This is a genomic window from Rhodoferax sp. U11-2br (assembly GCF_018619435.1).
Classification (GTDB): domain Bacteria; phylum Pseudomonadota; class Gammaproteobacteria; order Burkholderiales; family Burkholderiaceae_C; genus Rhodoferax.
Map to the genome: position 1 here is coordinate 49,724 of NZ_JAHFZF010000019.1, position 26,513 is coordinate 76,236.

The window sequence follows — 26,513 nt, forward strand, 5'->3', positions numbered from 1 at the left end:
GGCCTTGGTGCCCGCCCAGCCAAACATGCCAATCACCACCCCATCTGCTGCTGACGTTTCTTGTGCCGTCTCGTTGTTTGACGGGCGCCCTTTTTTCGAGAAGGCGCTGTTGTACGGTGTCCAGCATGGGCTGATCGATTCCGCCAAGCTCGACGCCATCCGCGAGGACGCGCCCAAAGGCATGGTGCAGATTGCCCGCTACTTTGGCAGCGAGTTCCTGCGCCCCGAACTTGAAAAAGCGCGCGACCGCATCGTCAACCTGGTCAGCCTGCACCTGCAGTTGGCCAGCGAGGGTGACCTGCGTGTGGCGGCCACCTTGTTACGTGAACACTCGTTCCTGTCGCGCTCCAAAGCGGGCTCGGACCTGCTCAAGGCGATGATCGTCATGCCGCAAAACACCCACTTCGGCATGAACGAACGTGGCGGTTTTTCGGACCGGCATATCCCGCAACTGGCGCGCTGGTCTTTGGCAAGTTTTGCCGAGGTTCAAGTCGAACTGGCAGCGCGCCAGCGTGTGGCGCGGGTGGTGGACGCAGCCTTGTGGATGGCGGACCAGTTGGGGCTCGCCGCTGATGAGTTGCAAGACTACGAGCCCGATGCCGAGGCAGTGATCCGTACCGCTCTGCTGGTGGCCGCCACGCGGCGCAAGGAGCTGCCTGATTGGCCGATGTTCGAGAAAATGATAGCAATGTTGCGCTGTAAGGAAAGGGCTGCAGTCACTTTATCCTTGGTATTGCCAAAAAACTTGCCTGCCGAGTACACCGAGGTAGTGGCCTCTGTGCGTGACAGTGTGGTGTCTGATTTACCCAAATTGCTCGATGCACGTTTTGGCGTGCGCAAGCTGTTTGACCAGACCCCCGCATTCATGGGGCGCTACTTCTGGATTGAAGATGCCTTGAGTGAAGTCAGCCAGCATGACCGCGCGCGCTCAGCGGCCTGGGACAAGCTGACCCAGGGCCATGGTGACGACAGCACCCTGTTGACCCTGTGTGTGTGTGTGGCGGCTGGCAGTCCGCCCAAAACCTTGTTGACCGACAAGTCTGCCGCCACCCTGATCCGCAAGATGCGCAAAAGCGGCTTTTTCCCGGAGAAGGCGACCCAATTTGTGCAGGAACACGCGCCGGAGCAGCATCAGGACGACTACACCCGACTGTGGTCGGACTTTGTGGCCGAAGCGCAATCCACCCTGTTGAGTGACCACGACAGCAAGCTCAGTGATGCGCTGTCCTTGATGCGGCGTGAATGTAACCTGGCCTGATCAGGGGCCGTTGTCTGGTCAGACTCAGGCTTGTCGGCTTGAAAAAAGATGGGACAGTTCGCGGTCCATCAAGTCGGCGTCCCCGGTGTTGAGCTCCAGCAGGCGACGCAACAAGGTCAGGCTGGTCAGGTCAATGTGCTCACAGCGCATGCCAATGTGACAGCCTTTCAAATGGGCTACCGTGCCTGCCATCTCAATCGTCTCACCGTCGTTGGACAGCGGCAACAACAGGCGGCACGGCGCCTGAAGCTGAACGTCTTCAGGCACATCGGTTTGCACCAAGGCGCCTTTGAGTGCCAGGTCCAGCAAGCTGACCTCCAGCGTTTTGCCAGGCAGGTGCAGTGTCACGGCCGCACTGAAGGGGATGCGCGAAAACAAGCGGTGACTTTCGGCAGGGAAGGCTTTCATGTGGTTTCCTTGAAGCATGGCAAGAGCCGGGTGTGTCGCACCGGGCAAATCATAAGGCAGGACCAAGTTGACAACTCTACAACGGAGTTGCCCGGCACCTCAAGCTACAATTCAGGCATGGAAGCTTGGCCGAGCGGTTTAAGGCACCGGTCTTGAAAACCGGCGATGTTTTACGACATCCGTGAGTTCGAATCTCACAGCTTCCGCCAAATCATATGCCCAAGCTGTTGAATTGAACCAATTTTCAGCTTGGCCGATTCTTAAGGACACATCAACCGTCCATCCCAGCCGATCACGCTTTGCCTGATCGGCTTTTTTAATACAAGACCTGATTCCAGCGGCCGCTGTCAAGCAGGTGTTGGTACAGGGTGGGCCAGTCCCCGGTGTTGCCCACAATGCGTTCGAAGCTGTTCTCGACCTGGCCCAGCATGGCCTGTGGCCCGGCGATGAAGATGTGTGTTTGCGGGTCCTGCAGCATCTCTTTGAGCTCGCTGGGGTGCTGGTCCAAGGCGGCGCCCAAGGCCGGTGGTTCGTCGAAATGGGGGCACGGGCTGAGCGCCTGAAACGCCTTGAAGGTGGCCTGGTCAAAATAGTTGGCCAGGTCAGCGTTCTCGGTGTTCATGTACAGCATTTCCAGGCCACTGCGGGCGCCATAAAACAGCCGGACCTTGCCTTCCCAGCCCCCTCGGGCGTCGTAGATTCGGCTGACCAGCCCCCGAAATGGGGCGATGCCGGTGCCCATGCCCACCATCAGCAGCGGTGCGCGGCGATTGGCAGGAATGGAGAACGGGTGCCCAACCGGGCCGGAAAATGTCATCACATTGCCCATCGGCAGGTCACACAGGTAGTTGGAGGCCACACCGTCATAACGCTCGCCGCTGAAGTCGTCGAGGTAGGTGCAACGCCGCACCAGCAAGGAAAACTCGGTGCACTGTGCGTCAGTGTGGTCAATATGGGCCAACGAGTACAGCCGTGTATGGTGGGGGTTGCCAAACTGGCCGGGTGCCATGACCCGGATGCATTGGCCCACCCGAGCATCAAACCCGGCGTCGTCCGTTTCAAAAATCATGTGTCGCACGTCTTCTGGCGAATCAGCGCGTGTGATGCGGCTGCTGCCGATCAACCTGGCTGAGTGTGTGGCGGTGTCGGTGGTGGTGTCATGGTTTGGGATCTGCATGGGGCTCCATTCATCAAGGGTGTTTGCTTGGTCCAGAGATGGCGTCGGTAGGGTCGGCTGACCGGTTGGTGCAGGGCTGAGCGCAAGCGCCACAACCGCCGCCACAGCCCTCTCCCGCTTCTTGGTAGGGGCCGCATTCAGGGTGTTGTTGTGCAAACCGACGTGCCACAGCCTGTACCGTGATCCACGCCGCCAGCAACAACAGCAACGCAGCAACGCTGCTCAGAAAGTGTGTCAGCATGGTTAGCCCCCGAGGCCGGCAAAACCCATGAACGACAGTGACAGAATGCCCGCCATCATCAACACCACGGCCGCACCCTGGGCGATGTCGGGCACTTCAACCAGTTGGACCCGTTCTCGCAAGCCTGCCATCAAGACCAAAGCCAGGGTGAAACCGGCGCCACCTCCTATGGCAAAAGCCATCGACTGCAACAGGGTGTAGTCACGCGCAGTCTGGATCAGCGCCACGCCCAGCACCGCACAATTGGTGGTGATCAGCGGCAGGTAGATGCCCAGCGCCCGAAACAACACCGGGCTGTGTTTCTTGAGCACCATCTCCACCAGTTGCACGGCCGAGGCAATGACAACGATATAGGCGATCAGGCGCAAAAACTCCAGGTGCATCACACCCAGCAACCAGTTCAGTCCGTAGGCGCACAAGGCTGCAACCGCCATCACGAAGGTGGTGGCCACCCCCATCGGGAAAGCCGTGTCCAACTTGCCGGAAACACCCAAAAAGGGACACAGACCGAGGAACATCGCCAGCACGAAGTTGTTGGCGAGCAAGGCACCTATGAAAATCTGGAAGCTTGATTCGTGTGCCATCGTCAGGCCCCTTGTGTGCTTGTGCTCGGCTTGGCCGAGACCTTTGGCTGGCGCTTTTTCCACCATGCAAACACCAGCAGCCACCCACCCAGTACAAAAAAGCCGCCCGGCGGCAAGACCATCACCACCCAAGGCTGAAAGCTGGCGCCGAACAGCGACACACCAAACAAGGCGCCGGCACCCAAGATCTCTCGCACAGTGCCCAGCGCCAACAAGCCGACCGTGAACCCTGCACCCATGCCCAGGGCGTTGAGCATCGCGGTGGTAGGTGGGTTTTTGGAGGCGTGCGCCTCGGCACGGCCCAGAATGATGCAATTGACCACAATCAGCTGGATGAAAGCGCCCAGCGCATCGTAGAGGGTGAGACTGACGGCCTGGATGCCATAGTCGACCGCCGTCACAAAGGTGGCGATGATCACGATGTACGTGGCGATCCGGACTTCTTTGGGCACGATGTGGCGCAGCATGGAGACCAGACCACAAGACGCGACCAGTACCAGCGTGGTGGCCAAGCCCATCGACAGTGCATTCATGGCAGATACCGTGACCGCCAGCGTGGGACACATGCCGAGCATCATGACAAAAACCGGGTTCTGCCGCCAGAGACCTTCGAGCAGGTTGTCCCATGAGGAGACCGTGTTGGGTGCGATGGGTGCGTTCATGGTGCCTTCTGAATCTGGTCGATTTTGGGAACAAGGCGCGGCAACAGCGCCTGCGCTGCTTCGTTGATGGCGCGGCCAACAGCACGGGAGGTGATGGTTGCTCCAGAGATGGCGTCCACCTGCCACGCTTGTGTTTTGGTGCCGTGTTTGACGGTTTTGACCTCGTTGGCTAGGCCATTGAGTTCGGCATTCAGCCGCGTGTCGAGGGCCTTGAAGTTGGCTAGAAAGCGGGTGTCGGTGAGGATCTTGTCACCAATGCCGGGTGTCTCGCGCATGCTGATCACACCGATGCCAACCACACAGGCACAGGGTGGCGAGTACCCGAAGAGGATGCGCACCGTGTCGGCATAACCTTTGGCCGAGCCTTCGGCGGCGATGCCCATCAGGCGCCCGGTGGTGTCATAGGCCGCATGAAAACGCAAAGCGCCGACTGGTGTGTCATCGCTGTTGGCGGGCTCAATGGCGCCGTTGGACAGGGCCAGGTAAGAGAGGGTCTGATGTGCGCCAGGCAATACCTTGGTGATGGCGCGCTCCAGCGCGACCCGACGGTTGCCACGCACCGCAGACAGGCTGCCTTCGTAGGCGCTCACGATGATCAGGCCGCAAATGGCGGCGACCAGCCCCAGGGTGAGCACCATGGCACGGGTGGGGGTTTGCGCCACTGACGGGGGGATGGCCGGTGTGTGCGGTGTGTTCATGGCTTGGGTTTGTTTTTCAACAAGCGCTTTTTGGGTGTGACGGCATTGGCTTCCTCACGCGAGATGTACTCCGGGTGCAAGGGGTAGCTGGCACCGCGTTTGGGTTGCAGCAAACCGGATTTGCCAAACGGCGTCGGTTGGGTGATGCGCTCAATCAGCGGCGTGGCGGCATTGCTGATGAGGATGGCGTACATCACCCCTTCGGGCAAACCGCTGTAGTAGCGAATCACCACGGTCAACACACCAATCAAGGCACCATAAACCCACATGCCGCGCGGTGTGACCGGTGATGTCGCCATGTCGGTGGCCATGTAAATCGCCCCCAACATCAGACCACCGGAAAACATCATGAAAAACGGGTTGGGGTAACGCACCGGGTCCAGGCCATACAGCATCCAGGCGGTGAGGCCTGCGCTGCCCAGAATCGCAACCGGGATGCGCCAGTCCATAAACCGTCGCAGAGCCAGATAGGCACCACAGGCCAGGATCAGCAGGGGCGATGGCCCCACGGCCATATGGCCAGCCAAGGACGAGAGCAGATCCTGCGGCAGCACCATCAGGCCGTCGAACTTCCATTTGGCCAGGGGGGTGGCTCCGCTGAGTCCGTCGATCTGCATGTTGTGCAACCAGGCCGTGGTATCCGATGGTTGCATCATGGGCCAGGCCAGCGTGCTTGGGATGGCGTTGATGAAACGACCGGGCAGGAACGACGGCGTGTAACTGGCAATGGCCACGGGAAAGGCCGCCTGGACAAAGGCCCGTCCCACCAGCGCCGGGTTGAACACATTGAAGCCGATGCCGCCAAACATGGCCTTGCCCAGCGCGATGGCCACCACACCCGCCACACAACCCATCCATAGCGGGAAACCCGGCGGAAGGGTTAACGCCAGCAGCAAGCCTGTGATGACAGCAGACCAGTCAGACAATGAACCCGACTGGGTGCCGGTCTTGACAAACAAGCGCTCGGTGAACAGGCAGGCCGCTGTCACACACAACAGGGAAGCCAGTGCCGAGACACCGTATTGGTAGACAAAAAAGGCACACACGGGCAGCAAGGAGCCGACCACGTTGCGCATGATCTGCTCCACGGTGCGTGGTGCCTTGATGTGCGGGGCACTGCGGATTTCGATAGCGGTACTCATAAGGCGCTCGCCTTTTCACGCAGCACCTGTTTGGCGATGCGAAATTGCTGAACCAGCGGGATGTTGGACGGGCACACATAGGTGCAGCAGCCGCACTCAAAACAGTCGCCCAGGTGGTAACGCTGCCCCATCAATTCGTACTCACGTTTGGCGGCCAGCATGCCCAAGGCCGAGGGGTTGAGCCCCATCGGGCACGATTCAACACACTCGCCGCATTTGATGCAGGGAAAGGTGCGGCGGCCATCGCGGTCGGCCATGTCCTCCGGATGAAAAACCAGGATGCCTGACACCCCCTTGGTGATGGGGGTGTCGAGTGAGGCCACGGCCTGCCCCATCATGGGGCCACCCAGCACCAGCTGGCAGGCGCTGGGCGCATGGCTGGACTGTTGTGCTGACGCCCCCGCCCATTCAAGAACAAAGGAGATGGGTGTGCCAAGTGGCACCCGGTAGTCCCCTGGTCGGCTGACGCCTGGCCCGGCGATGGTCACCACACGTTCGGTCAGCCCCTGACCGGCAGGCAGCAGTTGTCCCAGAGCCGCCAGGGTGCCGACATTGTTCATCACCATGCCCAGGGAAACCGGCAGCGCGCCAGAGGGAATCTCGACACCAAACAGTGCCATGAGCAACATCTTCTCTGAGCCTTGCGGGTACTTGGTCGGCACCGCTTCCACAAAAATGCTGTCAATGTGGGCAGCGTCGATCACCGACTGGATGGCCGCAACCGCATCCGGTTTGTTGTCCTCAACCCCAACGATGCCGCGCACCGCGCCCGTCGCGCGCATGGCCAGCTGCATCCCCAGGATCAGTTCCTTGGTGTTTTCCAGCATCACGCGGTGGTCACAGGTCAGGTACGGTTCACATTCACAGCCGTTGACCACCAGCGTGTGGACTTTGGCCTGTTTGGGCACCATCAGCTTGGCGTGGGTCGGGAAGGCAGCACCGCCCAGGCCCACCAAGCCGCTGTCCCAGACGGCTTGCAGAATTTCCGGACCATCCATGACGCTGGTGTCACGCGGCATGCCCCACAGATCCTCCTGCGTGGCTCCGGCATAAGAGCGGATGACAATCGACTCGGTCCAAGGTCCGCGTGCGCTGGGTCGCAGTTCAATGGCTTCCACCACACCGGTTGCCGGCGCGTGGTGTGGCACCGACAACCAGTCCTCACCTTTGGCAATCGGCTGACCGCGCACCACCTCTTGCCCCACCTGAACAATGGGACGAGGCGCTTTGCCAATGTGCTGCGACAGCGGGACCACCAGCTCGGGAGCAAAGGGCAGGCGGCGGATCGGCGTGTGGGCCGTGTGTTTGTTTTGCGGTGGATGGATGCCGCGCGCAAACGTCTCGCCACGCAGGAAGTTGAGGAACTTCATAACTTGGGTGGGTCGGTCTGTCAGTTGTATTTGGCCGCGCGTGCCAACAACTTGTCTACACCAGCTTCGGCCATGTCCCAGGCGGTACCCGGATGCAGACAGCCTGCCGTGCATTTCTCTGCGGCTTTGACCAAATCCTTGAATTTGGCGCCTTTGGGGTTGAGCACAACCACCTGTTTTTGGTCGTTGTAGGCAAATACCTTGGGTGCCAGGGAGGTGCATTCGTCGCAGGCTGTGCATTCAGGCGTGTCCACCCAGCATGCTTCATAACCACCGCCAGGAACGGGTGCGACGGTGGCATGGGTATCCAGCACTGGTGCAACGGGGGCAGTTTGGCTGCCGGGGAGGGTCAGGCTGTTCGTGATCTTTTCTATCAACTCGGCCCGCACACGTTCGGTGACGGCCTGGGTATCCACCTCCGATGCGCGCCTGGACAAACCGGCGATGTCCTTGAGCTGTTGCCAGAAGTTCTGCCGCTCTTCACAGGCGAGCACCAGTTCCTTGGAGACCAGCAGCCGCATCAGGTGGTTCTTGCTGTCTGTGGCCCAGATGTAGGGGAACCTGCCCTCGCGTTCGTCTTGCGGCAAAGCCAGCAAGTCAGCCAGCGGCAACATGGCGTCGTTCCAGGTTTCTGCGGGCGCTTTGCGGAACTGCTTGCTGAAACGGCCTTCCGTCGCTGCAAAGTCGGCAAAGGTCACCGGCAGATCCATACGCTGCTTCTGACCACTCTCGTCAAGGTATTCCAGCGAATAACTTGGCCAGTCAGACTCGATGGCAGGGTTGCCATCCAAGCTGATGCTTTCCGAAAAAGTGATGCCCGCGTCCGGGTCGAAGCGGAACAAGGGGTAGGCCCGGCTTTCCACCGCCAGCTTGCTTTGGGCCACACTCTTGTCATCACCCACCCCATGTTCCGGCGGGCAAACCGCATAGATGTTGAACAAGGCCGGTCGCCGCGAGTTGAGGCCGTCGATGTAGCCCTCCAGCAGGTGATTGACGTGGGCGATGGTGCTTTGCAACACGAAGGATGTGCGGTGTGCCATGGCGATGACACTCATCTCCTTGCGGATCTCGGTTTTGCCATGCATGGCTTTGCCGAAAGGCGCCATGTCAGACACCTGGCTGATGAAGCCAGAGGTGCAGGCCTGGCCACCGGTGTTCGAATACACCTGGGTGTCCACCACCAGCACCTTGATGGGTTTGCCCGACATCATGGCCCGCGACAGATTCTGGAACCCGATGTCGTACATGGCGCCGTCACCACCCAGGCTCACGACGGGTGGGCACATATGCCACTCGTCATCGCTGAACTGGGGCCAGTCAAAACGTTTGAAGAAGTCGGCATCGCGCTCATGGATGTACTCGCCCTTGAGCTCCATCTCGGCGATGCGCACCGCCTTGAAACCCTCGGCCATCTTCGCCATGTGCCCCTCAAACAGACCCATGGCCACCGAGGGGGAGTCCTGGAACAGGTGTGATGTCCACGGGAACGGATAGGGGTGGTAGGGGTAGGTCGACCCCCAGACCGATGTGCACCCGGTGGAGTTGACCAGGCCCATGTCGGCGCGGCCTCGTTTGCTGGGGCCCTCGACGTAGCGCCAGCGCAGGTCCTTGAGTTTGTCCAGCAACTGAGCTGTGCGTTTGATCCAGGCCGGATCAAGCGGTTGTGAAGGTTTGTTGGCCGACAGGCTGGCCGCCAGGGTCGACAAAGTCAGGTCCTGGCTGCTGCTGGCATTGACGGCAGACACCACGGCGCTGGCGTCCGACAGATCAATCGCATCGGCCAGACGGTTACGCATGTGCTGTTCCAGACTGACAATGAGCAAGTCAAGTCGGGCCACGTAATTACGCACACGTGGCTGCATCAGTGCCGCGGCGGCAGAGGTGAACAGGTGAATCGCTGTCTTCTCGCCACACCCCAGGCAGGCGCCGTCGCCACAGTTCATCGAGTTGTAGTTGGCTTTGTCGAGCAGCAGGGTTTCCAGTGCGCCGATTTTTTCGTCCAGGCTGTCGATGCGTCCATACTCCTTCGGTGTGGTCGGCAGGTCCAGCCAGAAGTCCCAGTCCTGGCGCAGCGTCTTGATCGACGCCTCGGTCTGCGTCACCATCTTCAAAGCCTTGTCATCGCACACGGTGACACACAGGGCGCAGGACTTGCAAGTCAGTGGGTTGACGGTGATCGAGAACAGGCCACCGCTGCCGGGCGCTTTCTTTTCCTTTTGCGTCCAGTACGGTTTGGTGGCGGCAAACTGGAAGTCGCCAAGCTCTGTTTTTAGTAGCTGAAACTCCTTGCTCATATTGGTCTGCTCGTCTTCTGGTGCCTCAGTAATGGTGGCCTCGATGGCCTGGTCGATCAGCGGCCGAACAGCCACACCATCACCCGTGATCAAAACACGCAGTTTTTTCTCCGCAACCCGAACCGCGCGCCGAAGGAAACGTGTCGGCGTGCCACCGGTCTCGATACGTTGCAGCGCGGTGTTGAACACTTCGGCCACACTGTTGACCAGACCCGGAATGGCGCTGTCAGGGCAGACGGTGTAACACTTGCCGCAGGCGGTGCATTGGTCGGCTAGCCAGACCGGGTGTTCAAACCGGATGCCGGTCATGTCGCGGTAGATGCCGGTGGCTGCAGGCACCAGCGAGGCGCCGATGAACGGGTCGACCAGGTTGTCGTTGCCTTTGCCGGTGGCATAAAAGTGGCCGGTCTGCTCCCAGAAGCGGTGCAAATCAGCCACAGGTGGCAAGTGTTTGGCGTCGGCCACAGGTGTGCGCAGCAGCATGATGGGCAACCCGGCGCAGGTCTTGGGCAGAGCCTTGTGGCTGGTGCCCAGAGGTTTGCTGGTGATCTCCCTGGTTTCGACATACCCCCGTTTGACCACGGTCAGGTTGTTCTGCACCACCCGGCCGCCTTTACCACCGAACTTGGTTTCCAGCTGCTTTTCAATGGCGCGAAACAGGGTTTCTTCACTCAGACCCGCGTTGGCACACACCGGTGAGGCTGCAAAAAAGGCGCCCTGGAAGGCGTTGCCCTGCATGCGCAGCATCAGCTCGGCGCTGCCGGCCTCCTCGCGGGCGATCTGGAACGCATCCAGGTAATAAACACGGATCTCCTGCTCCACAATCTGCTTTTGCGCCCACAACGGGAACGCGCCCCAGGTGGCCTCACCCAGATTGCTCTGGATGATGAAGACGCCGCCTTTTTTCAGCCCCGTGAGAGGGTTGGAGTGGCCAAACACCGCCGGGTCGGGTGACAACACCACGTCCAGGTGAACGTATTCGCTGTTGACGCGGATGAGTTCGGGTGCAGCCGAGAGGTAGTAGGTGGTGGGCTGGCCCTTCTTTTCCGAGCCGTACTTGGGGTTGGCCTTGATCTCGTAACCCAGCAGGTCAAACAGTGTCATGGCCAGGTTTTTGCCGGTGGTGATCGCGCCCCAGCCCCCAATCGAGTGCATCCGCACGGTGATGGCTCCCGGGGGCATCAGGTTCGGGTTTTCCGAGCCACGCACTGAGAGTTCACGCAAACGCGGGTAGGCCGCCTGCAAGGCTTCCTGGTGCAACTCATCCTTGGGGTTGAGCGGGTCGCGGGCGAAATCGACCGAGAGGTAGAAGAAAGGCCGACGTTGGCCCTGCGGCAACATGTTTTCGAACGCACCAATCAAGCTCTCAGGCTGCAGATCGCGTGAACCCAGACCGTAACAGCCGGAGTACAAGCGCGGCATCTCACCCGCCGCTAGGCTGGCATAACCGGGATAGGGCAGGGCAGCGTCCTTGGCATTGCCGCGTTCGGCTGCTGCCTGGCCATTCTCCTGGCATTTGGAGAGGGTGGCGCGGACTTCCCGCATCAGCGGCAGATCTTCCGCCAGGGGCTGGTCGGTGCGCTCCAACACCGCAACCCCCTTTTTTCCCCGCAACACATGGCCCAGCAGGTCGCCAGGGAAGGGGCGGAACATGCTCAGGTTGACCACCCCGACTTTGAGTTGACGTGTGGTCCGCAGGTAGTCGGCCACTGCCTCGGCCTGCACGATCATGCTGCCCATGCCGAGGATCAGGTAGTCTGCATCATCACTTTTCCAGCCACTCACACGTTGGTAACTGCGGCCGGTGAGCTGCGCGTACTCGGCCATGCACTGGTCGGCCATGGCCGCGATGTGGTCGAAGAAATAGGGGCGCTGGCCTGCCACCGACTGCATGTAGGCGTCCTGGTTTTGTACCGAGCCTGACAGCATCGGCGCATCCACATCCCAGATGGCCGGAACACGGCGGCGTTGTGGGCCATACAGCATGGCCTGGGCGGGTGTGGGTGTGTCGATCAGGTCATCCGGTTTGCCAAGGAACTCCACCACCAACTCACGCTCGGGCAGACGTGCGGATTCAATCAAGTGGGTGGTCAGGAACCCATCCTGGCCGACGATGGCTGGGGTCAGCGAGAGTTCGGCCACCTTACGTGCGATCAGATTGAGGTCGGCCGCCTCCGTGGCGTTTTTGGCCATCACCTGGATAAACCCAGTGTCGTCGATGCAGTGGTAATCATCGTGCCCGGCATGTACGTTCAGGCTGGCCTTGGTGATGGCCCGGCATCCCATGTTGAGCACATAGGGCAGGCGTTTACCCACCGTGGCGTAGAGCGACTCGTGCATGAACGCAATGCCCTGGCCTGATGAAAAGTTGGTGGCGCGCAGCCCGGTCATCGACATGCCCGCAGTGACGCCCGCAGCGGCATGCTCGGATTCCGGCTCGACAAAAATCAGAGGGCGTTCTGAGATGTTGAGATGCCCTGAAGAAACCTCCTCAGCCCAGTACTCCCCCATCTGGGTAGAGGGCGTGATCGGGTAGGCCCCTGCCGCATCGGACGCCTCGCGTTCGACGTGGATGACTGCTGTGTTGCCGTCGACCGCGTCACGGATGCCTGGGTACTTCGCCGCAGGGCGATCCGTGTGGGCTGCGTGGGTGTCACGTTTCAAATAATCGAGGACCTTGTTGAGCATGGTGTGTTCCCGGTAAAAGGACGAATCCTTGTGAGTTTGAGCAGGTGGCGGCCGCGTCATTGCTTGATGGGTAAGGCATCGTTGCGCAGGATCTTTTTCGCGGCGTGTCCTCGCGACCCATGATCTGGGTCGGCAAACCAAACGATGGCACCGGTTGGGCAACGGTCGGTCAGGTGTTGGGTGGCTTGGTCGTGCCAGTCGTAGTCGATCTCGACCAGGTTGTTGCGTAAAGTCAGCAGGCCGGGCGGCGCATCCGCCACACATTTGCCGCAGGCGGTGCAGGCGACCTCGCAGGCAGCTTGAGCCGCATCACCATCGGCCCGGTTACGGCAGGCGATCCAGAGTTTGTGGCTGAGTTCCTGAAGAGAGAACAGACCTTTGGGGCAGACAGCCACACAGTCATTACATGCTGTGCATTTGAGCGGGTCCACCACTGGCAGGCCATGCCGATCCAGGTGCAGGGCACCTTGTTTGCAGACATTGACACAATCGCCCAACCCTAGGCAACCCCAGGCACATTCCTTGCCGCCACCACTCACCACAGCAGCCGCACGGCAGGTTGACAAACCTGCGTACCGCGCCCTGGTGTAGGCCACATGTTTACCCCCGGCACAGGCCAGGCGCGCCACACGGCGCTCAACGTCGCCTGCATCCACGCCCAGCATCGTGGCAATCATGCCAACCTGCGCTGCACTGCTCACCGTGCACTGTGCTGGAACAATCTCGCCAGCAATCACTTTCTCGGCAAAGTTGCGGCAACCCGCCAGACCACAGGCACCACAGTTGGATTTGGGCAGCAGGTTCTCCACCTCTTCAATCCGAGGGTCTTCATACACATACAGCCGACGATTCGCAAAAGCCAGCACACCCGCGAGCAACACCCCCAGCGTCGCCATGAAAAGTCCTGCGCTACCAATCGTGCCAATGAGTTCCAACGTCAGTCCTCCAGTCGGGTGTTCAACAACAGGTTCACCTGGGCGTCACTCAGGCAGACAACGCCGGGAAATTGGGTGTGACCTGGATGGCGCCGTTTTTGTGGATCAGCAAGGCATCCACTTGTGGCAGTTGTTGAGCCAGTGCCAGTGCCTTGTTGGCCCCCATCACCATGAAGGCGGTTGACAGCCCGTCGGCCATCAAGCCGGTGGGCGCCAGCACCGTGGCGCTGGCCAAGGTGGTGGGGGAGTCGCCGGTGGCGGGATCAAAAATATGGTGATGGATGTAGTCCGGGCTGAAAAAGGTCTCGTAGTCGCCTGATGTGGCCAATTGGCGATCATCCAGCGCGGCCTTTGCGGCGAGTGCATCGGTGTGTCGCGGGTTCTTGATGCCCAGAACCCAGGGCAAACCGGTCGTTTTGTGGCCCAGTGCACCAAATTCGCCGGTGTCGACCAGGGCGTGGTTGATCCCATGTGCACGCAAACTCGCCAGCACCAGGTCGGCCGCATACCCCTGCGCCAGGCCATTGAGGGTGATGCCCATACCGGGCTGTGCCAGGCTGACTTGTTGTCCGCCTGCGCTCAGGCCTTGCCAGTTGACGAGGGCCTTGGCGCTCGCTACGGCCTCTGGTGTGGGCAGTTCGCCGCGCGCTTGCGCTTGTGTGAAAACCCGCCACAAGGGTTGCACGGTGATGTCAAACGCCCCTGCCGTCTGTTCGGAGAGTTGTCGGGCATAAGTCAGCACCTTGACCAGATGAGGGTCAGGTTTCTCAATGCGCCCCAACAGATTCAGTTGGTAGACCTGGCTGTGTTCCTGATACAGGCTCATCAAGGCATCCACCTGGCTGACCTGGGCCAAGGCCTCGGTGATGGCCGCTTGCGCTTGTGTGGCCTCGTCATGCCACAGCGCAATGCTCACGGTGGTGCCAAAAGCTTTGCCCGAGCCAGAATAGGTCCGCAGATCGGAGCGTGCGCCGTTAGGCCTGTCGAAACAGGCCAAGGCCGCCAATGAACCCAGACCCAATGAAGCCGAAAGCAAAGTACGTCGACGCATCCGTAACCCCCTGTAGACATTTGTCCGAAGTAGCGGACATTTGCATACATTTTAAGTTTGTTACAGGTGTTTTCATACAAGTGTAAATCTTTCATTACACTTGTCAAAATCAACGTAAGTATTTGATTTAAAAGACTTGGTGGTGCGTTTTAGCCAAAAAGACGAAATTCCAGCCGTGTGTGAAGGGCTTGCTGCCCCTGGATCATTTTCCTAATATGGGAAACAGTTTCACCAGGCCGTCAGACATCACCTCCACCGCCAGTGCCGCCAGAATCAGGCCCATCAGCCGGGTCATGACATTGATGCCGGTCTTGCCCAGCCTTCGGGCAATCGGTTTTGCCAGAGAAAAACATAGCGCGGTGGCCAAGGCCACCACCACGCCGTAGCCCACCAGCGTGGTGAGTTGCAGCACCGTCTTGGCCTTGTCGGCATAAATCACCACGGTGGACATGGTGGCCGGGCCGGTCAGCAGCGGAATCGTCAGCGGCACCACGGCAATGCTGGCGCGGGCAGCGGCGTCATGCATTTCCTCGGCATTGGATTTGGCCTCGGCCGGTTGCGCGTTGAGCATGGCCAGCGAGGAGGTCAGCAACAACATGCCCCCGCCGACCTGAAAGCTGGCCAGCGAGATGCCAAAAAACTTCAGAATCTGCAGGCCCATCAGTGCACTGACGGCAATTACCACAAAACAGCTGAAGGCAGAAATCAGGACTGTGCGTCGACGTTGCTCGTCGTCAAAGTTCTGGGTGTAGTGGATGAAAAACGGCACGATGGCCAGCGGGTTGACGATGGCCAGCAGGGTGACGAGGGGTTTGAAATCCATGGCGTGTGGGTATTGCGGGTTTTGAATAAGTGCTTAACGTCCACCGGCCACATCGAGCAAAGCGCCGGTGGTGTAACTGGAAGCATCCGAGAGCAGCCAGACAATGGACTGGGCTATTTCCTGCGCCGTGCCTGGACGCTGCATCGGCACCGTGGATGCCAGCTGGTGGGCGCGCTCGGGTTGGCCGCCTGAGGCGTGAATGTGGGTGTCGATGATGCCGGGGCGCACCGCATTGACCCGTATACCCTCCTGCGCCAGTTCTCGGGCCAACCCGATGGTGAAGCTGTCGATGGCCCCTTTGCTGGCCGCGTAATCCACATACTGACCAGCACTGCCCAGACTGGCGGCGATGCTGGAGACATTCACGATGGCGCCGCCGCTGCCGCCAAAACGTGTGCTCATGCGTTGGATGGCCTCGCGGGCGCACACAAAACTGCCCAGCACATTGGTGTTAAACATGCGGCGCAGGCGCTGCACCGTGATGCTGTCGACCCGGCTGGCCACGTCCACCACGCCGGCGTTGTTCACCAGCGCCGTCAGTCGCCCGAGCTTGGCATCTACTTGCTCAAACATGGCGACCACTTGGTTTTCTTGGGCCACATCAGCCTGCACCGCGATGGCGGTGCCGCCGCTGGTTTGAATCTGATGCACCACCGCGTTGGCTGCGTTGGCGTCTCTGGTGTAGTTGACGGCCACAGCAAAACCGTGTTGTGCCGCCAGCAGCGCGGTGGCTGCGCCAATGCCGCGTGAGCCACCCGTGATCAAGAGTATTTTTTGCATGCAGCCATCGTATTCGGTTTGCTGGGCGCGTTTTGGCAAAACATGGAAAATGGCCGTTTGCCTGGATCGGAGAACGCCCATGACGTCTTTGCTTGAGTTGACCGCTGCCGACGGTTTTCAGTTTCCGGTGTACCAGGCCACACCAACGGATCCGGTGCGCGGCGCCGTGGTGGTGTTGCAGGAGATTTTTGGTGTCAACCGCCATATCCGTTCAGTGACCGACGGCTTTGCAGCGCAGGGTTATCTGGCGCTGGCGCCGTCGACCTTTCACCGGGTTCGGCAGGGTGTGGACATGGGTTATTCACCCGAGGATATCGCTGCGGGTGTGGCCTTGAAGGCTCAGGTCGAAGGGCTTCCCGCGCCCGGTGTGTTGGCCGACATCCAGGCCACGGTAGACCATGCGGCTCGCCAGCTGCCCTCGGGCAAGGTCGCAGTGGTCGGGTATTGCTGGGGTGGTTTGTTGGCTTGGCGCGCAGCTTGTGCGCTGGTCCACATCACGGCTGCGGTGCCGTATTACGGCGGTGGCATGACACAGCCGGTCGAGATCGCCAGGCGCCCTAAAGTGCCGGTGCTGGCACATTTTGCAGAGCACGACGCATCGATTCCGCTGCAAGGTGTCGAAGCCTTTCGGCTGGCGCACCCCGAGGTGGCGCTGCATCTGTACAACGCCAGCCACGGTTTCAATTGTGACTGCCGATCTGCTTATAACGCCCCTGCGGCCTCGTTGGCGTTGGAGAGAACACTCTCTTTTTTAGAGCAATCCCTGCGCCAGTGAGGTCTCGCGTCTGAAACGGGCTCAGCCCTTGTTGCTCAGGCACTCCTTCATGAAGGCTTTGCGCTCATCCCCTTTGAGGGCTTTGTCGCCGGCTTCCTTGTTGCAGGTTTTCATCTTCTCCTGCTGCGCTGTTTTTTTGTCGCTGCTGGCTGCGGCGGGTTTGGCGCCCAGGCAATCTTTCATGAAGGCCTTGCGCTCATCGCCTTTGAGGGCCTTGTCACCGGCTTCTTTGTTGCAGCTTGCCATCTTGCTTTGCTGCGCGGTTTGGGCTTGTACCGAACCCAGGGACAGCGCCAAGCCCAAACCCAGAATTGCCAATACTGTTTTCATCGGAACACCTTTCTTTGTTGCGGAAATGACCGTGGGCGATTCGACCACATAAGCTTGTCCAAAACAACCAAGGTGTGAGTCACCCGGTGTGGTCCACGCGTCAAGGAAGAGGGGGCCTGGCCTGCCGCCTAAAATCGGCCCATGCTGACTGTCAAAACCGAACTCCTTGAAGCCCTGCGCCAAGCGCTGGAAGATCTTTTGCCCGGTGCGGGCGCGCGTGCCGCGTTTGAGTCACCCAAAGTGGCGGCACATGGTGACCTGGCCACCACCGCCGCGATGCAACTGGCCAAACCCCTCAAACTCAACCCGCGCCAGTTGGCAGAAACCCTGTGTACCAGCCTGCGGGCCACGCCGCCCTACCAGACCTGGGTTGAGGCACTGGAGATTGCCGGTCCGGGCTTCATCAACATCAAGCTCAAACCTGCCGCCAAACAGCAGGTGGTGCGTGAGGTACTGGCGCAGACCCAAAGCTACGGCACTCAGGTCGCCAATGGTCAACGTTTGTTGGTCGAGTTTGTCTCGGCCAACCCGACCGGCCCGTTGCATGTGGGACATGGCCGCCAGGCCGCGCTGGGGGATGCCATCTGCAACCTGTTCACCACCCAGGGCTACCAGGTGCACCGCGAGTTCTATTACAACGACGCCGGTGTCCAAATCCAGACCCTGGCCAACAGCACCCAGCTGCGCGCCAAAGGTTTCAAACCCGGTGACGACTGCTGGCCGACCGACCCCGACAACCCCGCCAGCAAGGCCTTCTACAACGGCGACTACATCCAGGACATCGCCAACGACTTCCTCGCCAAGAAAACCGTCCAGGCCGACGACCGCACGTTTACCGCTAGCGGGGATGTGGATGACCTCGACTCCATCCGCCAGTTTGCCGTGGCCTACCTGCGCAACGAGCAGGACAAGGACCTGCAGGCTTTCAACCTCAAGTTTGACGAGTACTACCTGGAGTCCAGCCTGTACACCAGTGGCCGGGTTGAGTCCACGGTCAACAAACTGGTGGCCAACGGCAAGACCTATGAGCAAGACGGCGCCTTGTGGCTCAAAAGCACCGACTACGGCGACGACAAAGACCGCGTCATGCGCAAGAAAGACGGCAGCTACACCTACTTTGTGCCCGATGTGGCCTACCACATCGCCAAGTGGGAACGTGGTTACACCAAGGTGATCAACATCCAGGGCACCGACCACCACGGCACGATTGCCCGGGTGCGCGCCGGGCTGCAGGCGGCGGATGTGGGCATTCCCCAGGGTTACCCGGACTACGTGTTGCACACCATGGTGCGTGTGGTCAAGGGCGGTGAAGAGGTCAAGATCAGCAAACGCGCTGGCAGTTATGTGACCTTGCGCGATCTGATCGAGTGGACCAGCAAGGACGCAGTGCGCTTTTTCCTGCTGAGCCGCAAGCCCGACACCGAATACACCTTTGATGTTGATCTGGCCGTGGCCAAGAACAACGACAACCCGGTGTATTACGTTCAGTACGCCCATGCACGCATTTGCTCCGTGCTCGCAGGTTGGGGCGGTGACGAGAGCACCCTGGCCGGTGTGGATCTGAGCCCGCTGGACAGCCCGCAGGCCCAGGCGTTGATGCTGTTGCTGGCCAAATACCCTGCCATGCTCAGTGACGCCGCCAGCGGTTTTGCCCCACACGATGTGACCTTCTACCTGCGTGAATTGGCCGCCTGTTACCACAGCTACTATGACGCCGAGCGCATCTTAGTGGACGACGAAGCTGTCAAGTTGGCGCGGCTGGCCTTGGTGGCGGCCACCGCGCAGGTGCTGCACAACGGCCTGGCGGTGCTGGGTGTGGCTGCCCCGCGCAAAATGTGATCACGCAATAACAACAGGTAGCGAAGGCGAAACATGAAACAACAACGCGGCGGAACATTCTTGGGGTTTGTGCTGGGCCTGGTGGTGGGGCTGGGCGTGGCGCTGGCGGTGGCGGTGTATGTCACCAAGGTGCCGGTCCCGTTCCTGGACAAAGGCATGAATCGCCCAGCTGACCAGGACGCGGTCGAGCAGCAGAAAAACAAGGACTGGGACCCGAACGCCCCGCTGTATGGCAAGAACCCGGCTCGCCCGGCTTCGGCTGAGCAGATTGAGGCAGTGCCAGCCAAGCCAGCCGCATCCGAGCCAGAAGCTGCCAAGACGGAGATCAAGCCTGCGGTCACCGCTGACCCCCTGGGTGATCTGGTCAAGGCCAAAGCGGCCGCCAAAGGCGCGGTGTCCGGGGCGGTTGCCGCTGATCCTTTTGTGTATTTTGTCCAGGTCGGCGCTTTCCGTACCCAGGAGGACGCCGAAAGCCAACGCGCCAAGCTGTCACTGGCCGGACTGGAGACCAAGGTCAGCGAGCGTGAACAAGCCGGGCGCACCGTCTACCGGGTGCGGATGGGGCCGTATGAGCGTCGTGACGAAGCCGAAGCCGCCAAAACCAAGCTGGAGGCCACCGGGCTGGAGGCCGCCATGGTGCGCGCGACGCGTTGAACTTTTTGGGACGTGTGTTGCTCTGACTGCGTCACTGTTACAAGGAACGAAGCCCATGCCCCTCAAAAGACGCGATTTTTGTGCCGCTGCCACCCTGGCCGGCGCCGCCCTGACCACCACCCCGTTGTTGGCCCAGGCCAAAGTGCCCCAGGCGGGCACCGACTATGCCAAGCTGCGCAAGCCCGCGCCGGTGGACGCCCCGGCTGGCAAGATCGAGGTGATCGAATTTTTCTGGTACAGCTGCCCACACTGCAACGCGTTTGAGCCGGTGCTCAACGGCTGGGCCCAACGGCTGCCCAAAGATGTGGTGTTCAAGCGTGTGCCGGTGGCGTTCCAAGACAGCTACCTGCCACAACAGCGGCTTTTTTACGCCCTGGAGGCGATGGATCTGACCACCAAATTGCACGAGCGCGTGTTTGCCGCCATCCATGTGGAGCGGCAAAACCTGTCAACGGAAGCGGCCATCACCGACTGGATGGCCAAACAAGGGGTGGACAAGGCACTGTTTACCAGTCACTTCAATTCCTTCACCACGGTGGCCAAGGCGCGCCGGGCCAGCCAACTGATGAATGCCTACGAGGTCGAAGGTGTGCCTGCGCTCGGTGTGGCCGGGCGTTTTTACACCGACGGTGCCATGACCAAAGCCATGGACCGGGCGCTGCAGGTGGTGGATTTCCTGGTGGCCGAGGTCCGCGCGGGACGTTGAGTCTGGCGCTTGTCGGGCGCTACATCAGGCTTCGTTGCGGGCCGATGGGAATGGGCAGCAAGGTCGCTACAATGCATGCATAAACATGCAAGATTCGTGCCTTTATGAACAACTTCCTTTTGTCGCGCCTGGTCTCGGTCCTTTTGGTCCTGGTGGCTCCTGTCGCCTGGGGTGAAAAGGCGGACAAGGACAAACCCATGAATGTGGAGTCTGACGCTTTGCGTTATGACGACGCACGGCAGGTCAGTGTGTTCACCGGCAAGGTGGTCCTGACCAAGGGCACCATTCTGATTCGCGGCGCCCGGCTCGATGTGCGGCAAGACCCGGACGGTTTCCAATACGGTGTCGTCACCGCCGAGCCCGGCAAACTGGCGTTTTTCCGCCAGAAGCGCGAGGGGGTGGATGAGTTCATCGAAGGCGAGGGCGAAACCATCGACTACGACGGTCGCCTGGACACCGTCAAGTTCATTTCCAAAGCCCAGTTGCGTCGTTATCGGGGGGCCACCCTGGCCGACGAGTTCAACGGTGGCCTGATCGTCTACAACAACGTCACCAGCGTGTTCACGCTGGATGGCGCACCTGCCGCTGGCAAAAACAGCAGCACCGGCCAGCCTGGCGCACCCGCAGGCCGGGTCAAGGCGATGCTGACGCCAACCCCGGACAATGCGCCGGGCAAGGCCCCTGCGTCCACGCCTTTGCGCGACACAAACACCCTGGGTGGCAGCAAGCCATGACACCCTTGGACATGGCCCCTGCTGTGCCAGCGACGCGTGCCGGTGACCGACATCGTTTCTCGGACACGGGTGAAAACGACAGCTGCCTGCAAGCCCACCACCTGCAAAAGTCTTACGGCAGCCGCAAGGTGGTCAAGGATGTGTCGCTGGCGGTGCGCAAAGGTGAGGTGGTGGGCTTGCTGGGCCCCAATGGTGCGGGCAAGACCACCTCGTTCTACATGATTGTGGGTCTTGTGCGCGCCAGCGGTGGTGACATCACCATCGACGGTCAGTCGGTCGAACACATGCCGATCCACCGGCGTGCGCGCCTTGGCCTGGGTTACCTGCCGCAGGAGGCGTCGATTTTCCGCCGCCTCAATGTGGAGGACAACGTGCGTGCGGTGCTGGAGTTGCAGTTCGATGAGCACGGCAAGGGGCTGCGTGAGGACGAGATCGAAAAACGCCTGACCGCGCTGCTGCAGGACCTGCGGGTCGACCATTTGCGCCAGTCCAGCGCCCTGTCACTCTCTGGTGGTGAACGCCGCCGCGTGGAAATTGCCCGGGCGCTGGCCACCAACCCGCGTTTTATCCTGCTGGATGAACCCTTTGCCGGGATCGACCCGATTGCGGTGATCGAGATCCAACGCATCATCAGTTTCCTCAAAAACCGGGGCATCGGGGTGTTGATCACCGACCACAATGTGCGCGAAACCCTGGGCATTTGTGACCACGCCTACATCATCAGCGACGGCACCGTGCTGGCGCAGGGCACCCCCGCCGACATCGTCAACGACGCCGATGTCCGCCGGGTGTACCTCGGTGAACACTTCCGCATGTGAAGCTATGACCCCCACGCTTGTCACTCTGTGTCATACGCTGCCCCCCGGGGGGGCCGCATTTTTCCTGCCGGGGCTGACCGCCAAGCGGTTCAGAAGGCTTGGGGCGGCCCGGCGCCAAAACATGCCCCCTGATCAGTCATGAAACAAGGCCTGTCCTTACGCGTCTCGCAGCATCTGGCGCTCACACCGCAGTTGCAGCAATCGATTCGCCTGCTGCAGCTCTCGACCCAGGAGCTGAGCCAGGAAGTCGACCAGATGCTCGACGAAAACCCGTTTCTGGACCGCAATGTCGAAGAGGCCGAGCGTGAGTCCTTTGGTCTGGCGCAGGCCGACGCACCGGTCAGTCCGGCGGACCGTGAGGCCGAAGTTGCTACTTATTCAGCAGCAGAGTACCCTGACAAAACAAGGGTCAAGGCCGAAAATGACCATGAAGAAGTCGGCGTGTCGTCTGACGACATCCCGAGCTGGGATGGCGATGGCACCGTCAGCATGGCGCCCGATGACGGTGAGTGGGGTGGTGAGGCCGCCGCACGTGGCAACAACCTCAGCGGTGACGACGAGATGGATGCCACCGAGCTGGCTCGCAACCAGGAGTCGCTGCAGAGCTTTTTGCACCGCCAGGCGCTGGCGCTGCGCCTGGGGGCTGAGGACAGTGCCGCGCTGCGTTTCCTGATCGAGTCGCTCAACGACGACGGTTACCTTGACGACCCGCTCGATGAGCTGGCGCGTGGCCTGGCCGGTGAGGACGACTCTGAGCAGCTCGAGCAACTGGTGCACCACTTCACCGTGGCTTTGAGCCTGCTGCAAAGCCTCGAGCCGACCGGGGTGGGTGCCCGTGGCCTGGCTGAATGCCTGAGTCTGCAGCTGCAAGCCCTGCAGCGCAACACCGATCTCAGCGACGAGTTCGACCCCGACGTGATCAAGGTCGCGCTGGCCATCTGCCGCCAGCCGATGGACCTGCTGGCGCGGCGTGACATCAAACACCTGATGCCGCTGTGTGGCGCCAGCGACGCCGCCGTGCGCGCGGCCATCACCCTGATCAGCCGACTCGAGCCCAAACCCGGGCGGCGTTTTGTGGATGTGGAACGCAATGTGGTGGTGCCCGACGTGCTGGTGGTCAAGGTGGGCAATGGTGGCAACGCCAACTTCAGCGTGCGCCTGAACCCCGAGGTGATGCCGCGCCTGCGTGTGCATGACATCTACGCCAACGCCCTCAAAGGCCACAAGGCCGGTGGCAGCGAGGCGTCGAGCGCTCTGGCCTTGCAACAGCGGCTACAAGAGGCCCGCTGGTTCATCAAAAACATCCAGCAGCGTTTCGACACCATCTTGCGTGTGTCCACCGCGATTGTGGAGCGGCAAAAAAGTTTTTTCATCCACGGCGAGCTGGCCATGCGCCCGCTGGTGCTGCGCGAAATTGCCGATGAACTCGGCCTGCATGAGTCCACCATCAGCCGCGTCACCACCGCCAAATACATGGCCACGCCTTACGGCACCTTCGAGCTCAAATACTTCTTTGGCTCGGGCCTGGGCACCGAATCCGGTGGCAACGCCTCCAGCACCGCGGTGCGTGCGCTGATCAAACAATTTGTCGCCGCCGAAAGCCCCAAAAAGCCGCTGTCCGACAACCAGATCTCCGACATGCTCAAAGAGCAGGGCATCGAATGCGCCCGCCGCACCGTGGCCAAATACCGCGAAGGTCTGCGCATCGCCCCGGCCTCGCTGCGCAAGGAGCTGTGACATTTTTGGCGCCACCCTGCTGTGCCCTCGGGGCGGCATGGGGCGTGAAGCCATCCCCTCGACGACCCTGAGGAAAGAATACCTATGAACCAACTCCAACTGTTCCTGCCCTGCGCCGCTGGCGTCGAAGACTACCTGGCCACCGAGGTCTTGCGCATCACCGAACTGCCACCCGGCTGCATCACCAAACAGCGTGGTGGGGTGGCGGTGCGCACCGGCTTTGCCCACGCCATGCTGCTCAACCTCTACAGCCGCCTGGCGCAGCGCGTGCTGGTGTTGCTGAGTTACACCGAGTACCGCTCTGAGCAGGACCTGTACCGCGCCGCCAGCGAAGTCACCTGGGAGCGCTGGTTCACCCCGCGTGAATCCATCAAGGTTGAGATCACCGCCCAGCACAGCCCTTTAAATAGCCTGAACTTTGCCGCGCTCAAGGTCAAGGACGCCGTCTGTGACCGTTTTCGCACGGTGGCCAACGGCGTGCGCCCAGACGTCAACACCCAGTGGCCCGATGTGCGTATCTACGCCCACCTGACCACCGACAGTTGTTCGCTCTACATCGACACCTCGGGTGAGCCGCTGTTCAAACGCGGCTGGCGTGTCGACAAAGGCGACGCGCCTTTGAAAGAAACCCTGGCCGCAGCGATGATTGCCGCCAGCGGCTGGCTCGACGGTGAGGGTGACCTGCAGCCGCTGTACGACCCCTGCTGCGGCAGCGGCACGATTCTGATCGAAGCCGCGCAAATGGCCTGCAACATGCCCGCCGGTGGCCAGCGCCGTTTTGCTTTCGAGAAATACCTGCCGTTCCGCAAGGCCGACTGGGAGGCCATGAAACAAGAGGCCTCAGACGCTGTGGTGATGCCCGACGCCGGCCAAAAGCCCCTGCTGTTTGGCAGCGATGTCGCGCACCGCATGGTCGACTTTGCCCAGCGCAATGCCGAGCGCGCCGGTGTCGCCCAGGTGATCGAGTTCCGGGGCGGGGACGCATTACAACGGATGCCGCCGATGGAGGTGAGCCAGGCCGGTGGTGGTGTGATGCTGCTGAACCCGCCCTATGGTGAACGGATCGAGGTGGCGGGTGTGGCCCGCAGTGGCCGTATGGAGCGCGCCCCTTTACATGCCAAACAGGCCTCTGGCCCTTATAACGATAGGGTTGATAGCTACGAGGACGATAGTGGCACAGACGAGGGTGGTGATGTACAGCAGGGCCGTTTTGGCGCCCGTGAACTACCGCAAACCGAGAACGGCGGTGAGTTCTTCAGCCAGCTCGCCACCCACTGGAAGAAAAACTACTCGGGCTGGACCGCCTGGATGCTCACGCCCGACCTCAAACTGCCCAGCAAGATGCGCCTGAAAGAATCCCGCCGCGTGCCGATGTGGAATGGCCCGATCGAGTGTCGTTTGTTCCGCTTTGACATGGTGGCCGGCTCCGCGCGTGAGCGCAGCCCCAAGCCCGCAGCGTGAGTCAAGGCGCTGAACCCCAACCGATCCAGCCTGGCCCAGCAGCCGCGCCGGTGGTGCTGGACACCAACATCGTGCTCGACCTGCTGCTGTTCCAGGACCCGGGCACCCTCACGCTCAAGGCCGAGTTGGCCGACAAGCGCCTGCAATGGATCGCCACCGCCCCCATGCGCGACGAACTGGCGCGGGTGCTGACCTACCCCTACATTGTCAAAAGCCTGCAACACCACCACATCAGCGCGACCGAGGTGCTGGCCAGTTTTGACGCCCTGGCACAGATCGCCCCCGTGGCACCGCGTGCCAGCGCTGTCTGCAAAGACCCGGACGACCAGAAGTTCATCGACCTGGCGGTGGCACACCGGGCTGTGCTGCTGAGCAAGGACAAAGCCGTGCTCTGTATGAAAAAACGGCTCATCGCCCTTGATGTATCTGTGTCAACAGCTCTAAAACTGATAGCTGTTTGACGCCCGCACCGGCCCGGCGGACAATGCGGGCTGCTTTTTCCCCCTCCCTTTCCCATCATGACCTCTGACACCCCAACCACCGCGCCCGAAGCCGCCCTGTCCGTTGAACAGTTTGACGAACTCGACACCATCCTGGACGATCTGCGCACCCGCGACGACGAAATCCCGCAGTGGGAGTTTTGTGAAGGTTTCCTGGCCGCGCTGATCTGCTGCCGCCGGGTCATCTTGCCCTCCGAATACCTGCCGGTGCTGCTCGGTATTGAACCCGAAGGCGCCTGCGGCACCTCGGTGTTTGCCGACACCGCCCAGTTTGAACGCTTCATGGAACTCTGGACCCGGCGCTGGAACGAGGTCGCCACCGCACTCAACATCCCAATCGAAGCTCTGGACGATGAGCGTGCCTACCAGCCCGAGGTGATGGACCTGCGCGGCGCGATTGCCGCACTGAGCCCCGAGCAGCGCGCCGAGATGGGTGACGCACCGATCCCGTCCTTTGGCCAGATCTGGGCCATCGGTTTCATGTACGCGGTGGAGAACTGGCCCGAGGAGTGGGCAGCACCGCGTGACCGCGAGGCCGCCAAGGTGCTCGACGCCGCGCTCGAATGCATCGTCACCTTGACCGAAGACGACACCGGCGAAGCCACCGTGGGCGCGTTTGAGGAAGACGGCGAACCCACCATGAGCGAGCAGCGCCTCAACGACTTTGCCGACGCCTTGTGGGCGGTCTACGACCTGCGCGAAGTCTGGCGCCAGTTTGGCCCGCGTGTCGAGACCGTGCGCCGTGAGGAAACGCCCGGCCGCAACGATGTCTGTTCCTGCGGCAGCGGCAAGAAGTACAAGAAGTGCTGCGGCGCTACCTAAGTCACTCTTGATTTGGTAGCTACTCG

24 protein-coding genes and 1 tRNA gene are annotated in these 26,513 nt (G+C 60.9%); 12 read left to right on the forward strand and 13 right to left on the reverse strand.

Translation table 11 applies throughout. The annotated features are described in order from the left end of the window. Positions 1–25 precede the first annotated feature (25 nt). Positions 26–1,258 carry a hypothetical protein gene (locus KKO72_RS13160; protein ID WP_214939003.1) on the forward strand — a complete coding sequence of 411 codons (1,233 nt, stop codon included), beginning with the start codon at positions 26–28 and terminating at the stop codon, positions 1,256–1,258. A 24-nt stretch (positions 1,259–1,282) separates the two neighbouring features. Here the strand turns inward: KKO72_RS13160 and KKO72_RS13165 are convergent, their stop codons facing one another. Then, on the reverse strand, positions 1,283–1,666 hold the full coding sequence (locus KKO72_RS13165) for a PilZ domain-containing protein (protein ID WP_158081247.1): 384 nt from the start codon (positions 1,664–1,666) through the stop codon (positions 1,283–1,285). Between the two features lie 119 nt (positions 1,667–1,785). Between KKO72_RS13165 and KKO72_RS13170 the strand changes: the two genes are divergently transcribed. Next, a tRNA-Ser gene (locus KKO72_RS13170) sits at positions 1,786–1,875 on the forward strand. Between the two features lie 107 nt (positions 1,876–1,982). Here the strand turns inward: KKO72_RS13170 and KKO72_RS13175 are convergent. From KKO72_RS13175 to KKO72_RS13225, 11 genes are all read right to left on the reverse strand, one after another. Beyond that, entirely contained in the window at positions 1,983–2,843 is an 861-nt protein-coding gene (locus KKO72_RS13175; protein ID WP_214939005.1) for an FAD-binding oxidoreductase, read from the reverse strand. A 243-nt stretch (positions 2,844–3,086) separates the two neighbouring features. Continuing rightward, on the reverse strand, positions 3,087–3,668 hold the full coding sequence (locus KKO72_RS13180) for an electron transport complex protein RnfA (protein WP_180128741.1): 582 nt from the start codon (positions 3,666–3,668) through the stop codon (positions 3,087–3,089). Between the two features lie 2 nt (positions 3,669–3,670). Beyond that, positions 3,671–4,330, reverse strand: a complete 660-nt coding sequence (rsxE, locus tag KKO72_RS13185; protein ID WP_214939007.1) for an electron transport complex subunit RsxE — start codon at positions 4,328–4,330, stop codon at positions 3,671–3,673. Next, positions 4,327–5,028 carry an FMN-binding protein gene (locus KKO72_RS13190; RefSeq protein WP_251140638.1) on the reverse strand — a complete coding sequence of 234 codons (702 nt, stop codon included), beginning with the start codon at positions 5,026–5,028 and terminating at the stop codon, positions 4,327–4,329. The genes rsxE and KKO72_RS13190 overlap by 4 nt, the downstream gene beginning before the upstream one ends. After that, complete coding sequence (locus tag KKO72_RS13195; RefSeq protein WP_214939009.1) at positions 5,025–6,170, reverse strand: RnfABCDGE type electron transport complex subunit D; 1,146 nt, start codon at positions 6,168–6,170, stop codon at positions 5,025–5,027. Before KKO72_RS13195 ends, KKO72_RS13190 begins: the two co-directional genes overlap by 4 nt. Then, on the reverse strand, positions 6,167–7,540 hold the full coding sequence (gene rsxC / locus KKO72_RS13200; protein WP_214939011.1) for an electron transport complex subunit RsxC: 1,374 nt from the start codon (positions 7,538–7,540) through the stop codon (positions 6,167–6,169). The genes KKO72_RS13195 and rsxC overlap by 4 nt, the downstream gene beginning before the upstream one ends. A gap of 20 nt (positions 7,541–7,560) precedes the next feature. Then, complete coding sequence (locus tag KKO72_RS13205; protein WP_214939014.1) at positions 7,561–12,522, reverse strand: 2-oxoacid:acceptor oxidoreductase family protein; 4,962 nt, start codon at positions 12,520–12,522, stop codon at positions 7,561–7,563. Positions 12,523–12,578: 56 nt separating this feature from the next. Next, positions 12,579–13,457 carry a (Fe-S)-binding protein gene (locus KKO72_RS13210; RefSeq protein ID WP_214939017.1) on the reverse strand — a complete coding sequence of 293 codons (879 nt, stop codon included), beginning with the start codon at positions 13,455–13,457 and terminating at the stop codon, positions 12,579–12,581. A gap of 49 nt (positions 13,458–13,506) precedes the next feature. Next, the gene (locus KKO72_RS13215; protein WP_214939020.1) at positions 13,507–14,508 is read right to left on the reverse strand and encodes an FAD:protein FMN transferase; all 1,002 of its coding nucleotides are present in this window, start codon (positions 14,506–14,508) and stop codon (positions 13,507–13,509) included. Between the two features lie 202 nt (positions 14,509–14,710). Next, entirely contained in the window at positions 14,711–15,331 is a 621-nt protein-coding gene (locus KKO72_RS13220; RefSeq protein WP_078364501.1) for a MarC family protein, read from the reverse strand. Between the two features lie 33 nt (positions 15,332–15,364). Beyond that, positions 15,365–16,111, reverse strand: a complete 747-nt coding sequence (locus KKO72_RS13225; RefSeq protein ID WP_214939023.1) for an SDR family oxidoreductase — start codon at positions 16,109–16,111, stop codon at positions 15,365–15,367. Between the two features lie 79 nt (positions 16,112–16,190). Here KKO72_RS13225 and KKO72_RS13230 point away from each other — a divergent pair, with 79 nt between their 5' ends. Further along, a complete protein-coding gene (locus tag KKO72_RS13230; RefSeq protein WP_214939026.1) occupies positions 16,191–16,886 on the forward strand; it encodes a dienelactone hydrolase family protein in 696 nt (231 codons plus the stop codon). 21 nt (positions 16,887–16,907) lie between these two features. On the opposite strand, the gene KKO72_RS13235 is transcribed toward KKO72_RS13230, so the two are convergent. After that, entirely contained in the window at positions 16,908–17,216 is a 309-nt protein-coding gene (locus KKO72_RS13235; protein ID WP_214939029.1) for a PsiF family protein, read from the reverse strand. A 141-nt stretch (positions 17,217–17,357) separates the two neighbouring features. Between KKO72_RS13235 and argS the strand changes: the two genes are divergently transcribed. From argS to KKO72_RS13280, 9 genes are all read left to right on the forward strand, one after another. Next, a complete protein-coding gene (gene argS / locus KKO72_RS13240) occupies positions 17,358–19,055 on the forward strand; it encodes an arginine--tRNA ligase (RefSeq protein ID WP_214939032.1) in 1,698 nt (565 codons plus the stop codon). A gap of 33 nt (positions 19,056–19,088) precedes the next feature. Then, positions 19,089–19,709, forward strand: a complete 621-nt coding sequence (locus KKO72_RS13245; RefSeq protein ID WP_214939035.1) for an SPOR domain-containing protein — start codon at positions 19,089–19,091, stop codon at positions 19,707–19,709. A gap of 55 nt (positions 19,710–19,764) precedes the next feature. Next, the gene (locus tag KKO72_RS13250) at positions 19,765–20,415 is read left to right on the forward strand and encodes a thiol:disulfide interchange protein DsbA/DsbL (protein ID WP_214939040.1); all 651 of its coding nucleotides are present in this window, start codon (positions 19,765–19,767) and stop codon (positions 20,413–20,415) included. 104 nt (positions 20,416–20,519) lie between these two features. After that, complete coding sequence (lptA, locus tag KKO72_RS13255; protein WP_214939043.1) at positions 20,520–21,149, forward strand: lipopolysaccharide transport periplasmic protein LptA; 630 nt, start codon at positions 20,520–20,522, stop codon at positions 21,147–21,149. An 11-nt stretch (positions 21,150–21,160) separates the two neighbouring features. Beyond that, the gene (gene lptB / locus KKO72_RS13260; RefSeq protein ID WP_214939099.1) at positions 21,161–21,967 is read left to right on the forward strand and encodes an LPS export ABC transporter ATP-binding protein; all 807 of its coding nucleotides are present in this window, start codon (positions 21,161–21,163) and stop codon (positions 21,965–21,967) included. Positions 21,968–22,105: 138 nt separating this feature from the next. Then, positions 22,106–23,704 carry an RNA polymerase factor sigma-54 gene (gene rpoN, locus KKO72_RS13265; RefSeq protein ID WP_214939046.1) on the forward strand — a complete coding sequence of 533 codons (1,599 nt, stop codon included), beginning with the start codon at positions 22,106–22,108 and terminating at the stop codon, positions 23,702–23,704. A gap of 84 nt (positions 23,705–23,788) precedes the next feature. Beyond that, positions 23,789–25,165, forward strand: coding sequence for a class I SAM-dependent RNA methyltransferase (locus KKO72_RS13270; RefSeq protein WP_214939049.1), 1,377 nt, complete (start codon positions 23,789–23,791; stop codon positions 25,163–25,165). After that, on the forward strand, positions 25,162–25,626 hold the full coding sequence (locus KKO72_RS13275; protein ID WP_214939052.1) for a putative toxin-antitoxin system toxin component, PIN family: 465 nt from the start codon (positions 25,162–25,164) through the stop codon (positions 25,624–25,626). The genes KKO72_RS13270 and KKO72_RS13275 overlap by 4 nt, the downstream gene beginning before the upstream one ends. Positions 25,627–25,683: 57 nt before the next feature. After that, positions 25,684–26,487 carry a YecA family protein gene (locus KKO72_RS13280; RefSeq protein WP_214939055.1) on the forward strand — a complete coding sequence of 268 codons (804 nt, stop codon included), beginning with the start codon at positions 25,684–25,686 and terminating at the stop codon, positions 26,485–26,487. The last annotated feature ends 26 nt before the right edge of the window (positions 26,488–26,513 follow it).

What these genes read in the sequence shown, in the direction of transcription:
- KKO72_RS13215 (WP_214939020.1), bottom strand. Translation starts at nt 14,508, where the DNA reads ATGCGTCGACGTACTTTGCTTTCGGCTTCATTGGGTCTGGGTTCATTG.
- KKO72_RS13175 (WP_214939005.1), bottom strand. Translation starts at nt 2,843, where the DNA reads ATGCAGATCCCAAACCATGACACCACCACCGACACCGCCACACACTCA.
- argS (WP_214939032.1), top strand. Translation starts at nt 17,358, where the DNA reads ATGCTGACTGTCAAAACCGAACTCCTTGAAGCCCTGCGCCAAGCGCTG.
- KKO72_RS13245 (WP_214939035.1), top strand. Translation starts at nt 19,089, where the DNA reads ATGAAACAACAACGCGGCGGAACATTCTTGGGGTTTGTGCTGGGCCTG.
- KKO72_RS13205 (WP_214939014.1), bottom strand. Translation starts at nt 12,522, where the DNA reads ATGCTCAACAAGGTCCTCGATTATTTGAAACGTGACACCCACGCAGCC.
- KKO72_RS13225 (WP_214939023.1), bottom strand. Translation starts at nt 16,111, where the DNA reads ATGCAAAAAATACTCTTGATCACGGGTGGCTCACGCGGCATTGGCGCA.
- rsxE (WP_214939007.1), bottom strand. Translation starts at nt 4,330, where the DNA reads ATGAACGCACCCATCGCACCCAACACGGTCTCCTCATGGGACAACCTG.
- rsxC (WP_214939011.1), bottom strand. Translation starts at nt 7,540, where the DNA reads ATGAAGTTCCTCAACTTCCTGCGTGGCGAGACGTTTGCGCGCGGCATC.
- KKO72_RS13180 (WP_180128741.1), bottom strand. Translation starts at nt 3,668, where the DNA reads ATGGCACACGAATCAAGCTTCCAGATTTTCATAGGTGCCTTGCTCGCC.
- lptB (WP_214939099.1), top strand. Translation starts at nt 21,161, where the DNA reads ATGGCCCCTGCTGTGCCAGCGACGCGTGCCGGTGACCGACATCGTTTC.
- rpoN (WP_214939046.1), top strand. Translation starts at nt 22,106, where the DNA reads ATGAAACAAGGCCTGTCCTTACGCGTCTCGCAGCATCTGGCGCTCACA.
- KKO72_RS13165 (WP_158081247.1), bottom strand. Translation starts at nt 1,666, where the DNA reads ATGAAAGCCTTCCCTGCCGAAAGTCACCGCTTGTTTTCGCGCATCCCC.
- KKO72_RS13220 (WP_078364501.1), bottom strand. Translation starts at nt 15,331, where the DNA reads ATGGATTTCAAACCCCTCGTCACCCTGCTGGCCATCGTCAACCCGCTG.
- KKO72_RS13230 (WP_214939026.1), top strand. Translation starts at nt 16,191, where the DNA reads ATGACGTCTTTGCTTGAGTTGACCGCTGCCGACGGTTTTCAGTTTCCG.
- KKO72_RS13280 (WP_214939055.1), top strand. Translation starts at nt 25,684, where the DNA reads ATGACCTCTGACACCCCAACCACCGCGCCCGAAGCCGCCCTGTCCGTT.
- KKO72_RS13195 (WP_214939009.1), bottom strand. Translation starts at nt 6,170, where the DNA reads ATGAGTACCGCTATCGAAATCCGCAGTGCCCCGCACATCAAGGCACCA.
- lptA (WP_214939043.1), top strand. Translation starts at nt 20,520, where the DNA reads ATGAACAACTTCCTTTTGTCGCGCCTGGTCTCGGTCCTTTTGGTCCTG.
- KKO72_RS13250 (WP_214939040.1), top strand. Translation starts at nt 19,765, where the DNA reads ATGCCCCTCAAAAGACGCGATTTTTGTGCCGCTGCCACCCTGGCCGGC.
- KKO72_RS13190 (WP_251140638.1), bottom strand. Translation starts at nt 5,028, where the DNA reads ATGAACACACCGCACACACCGGCCATCCCCCCGTCAGTGGCGCAAACC.
- KKO72_RS13160 (WP_214939003.1), top strand. Translation starts at nt 26, where the DNA reads ATGCCAATCACCACCCCATCTGCTGCTGACGTTTCTTGTGCCGTCTCG.
- KKO72_RS13235 (WP_214939029.1), bottom strand. Translation starts at nt 17,216, where the DNA reads ATGAAAACAGTATTGGCAATTCTGGGTTTGGGCTTGGCGCTGTCCCTG.
- KKO72_RS13270 (WP_214939049.1), top strand. Translation starts at nt 23,789, where the DNA reads ATGAACCAACTCCAACTGTTCCTGCCCTGCGCCGCTGGCGTCGAAGAC.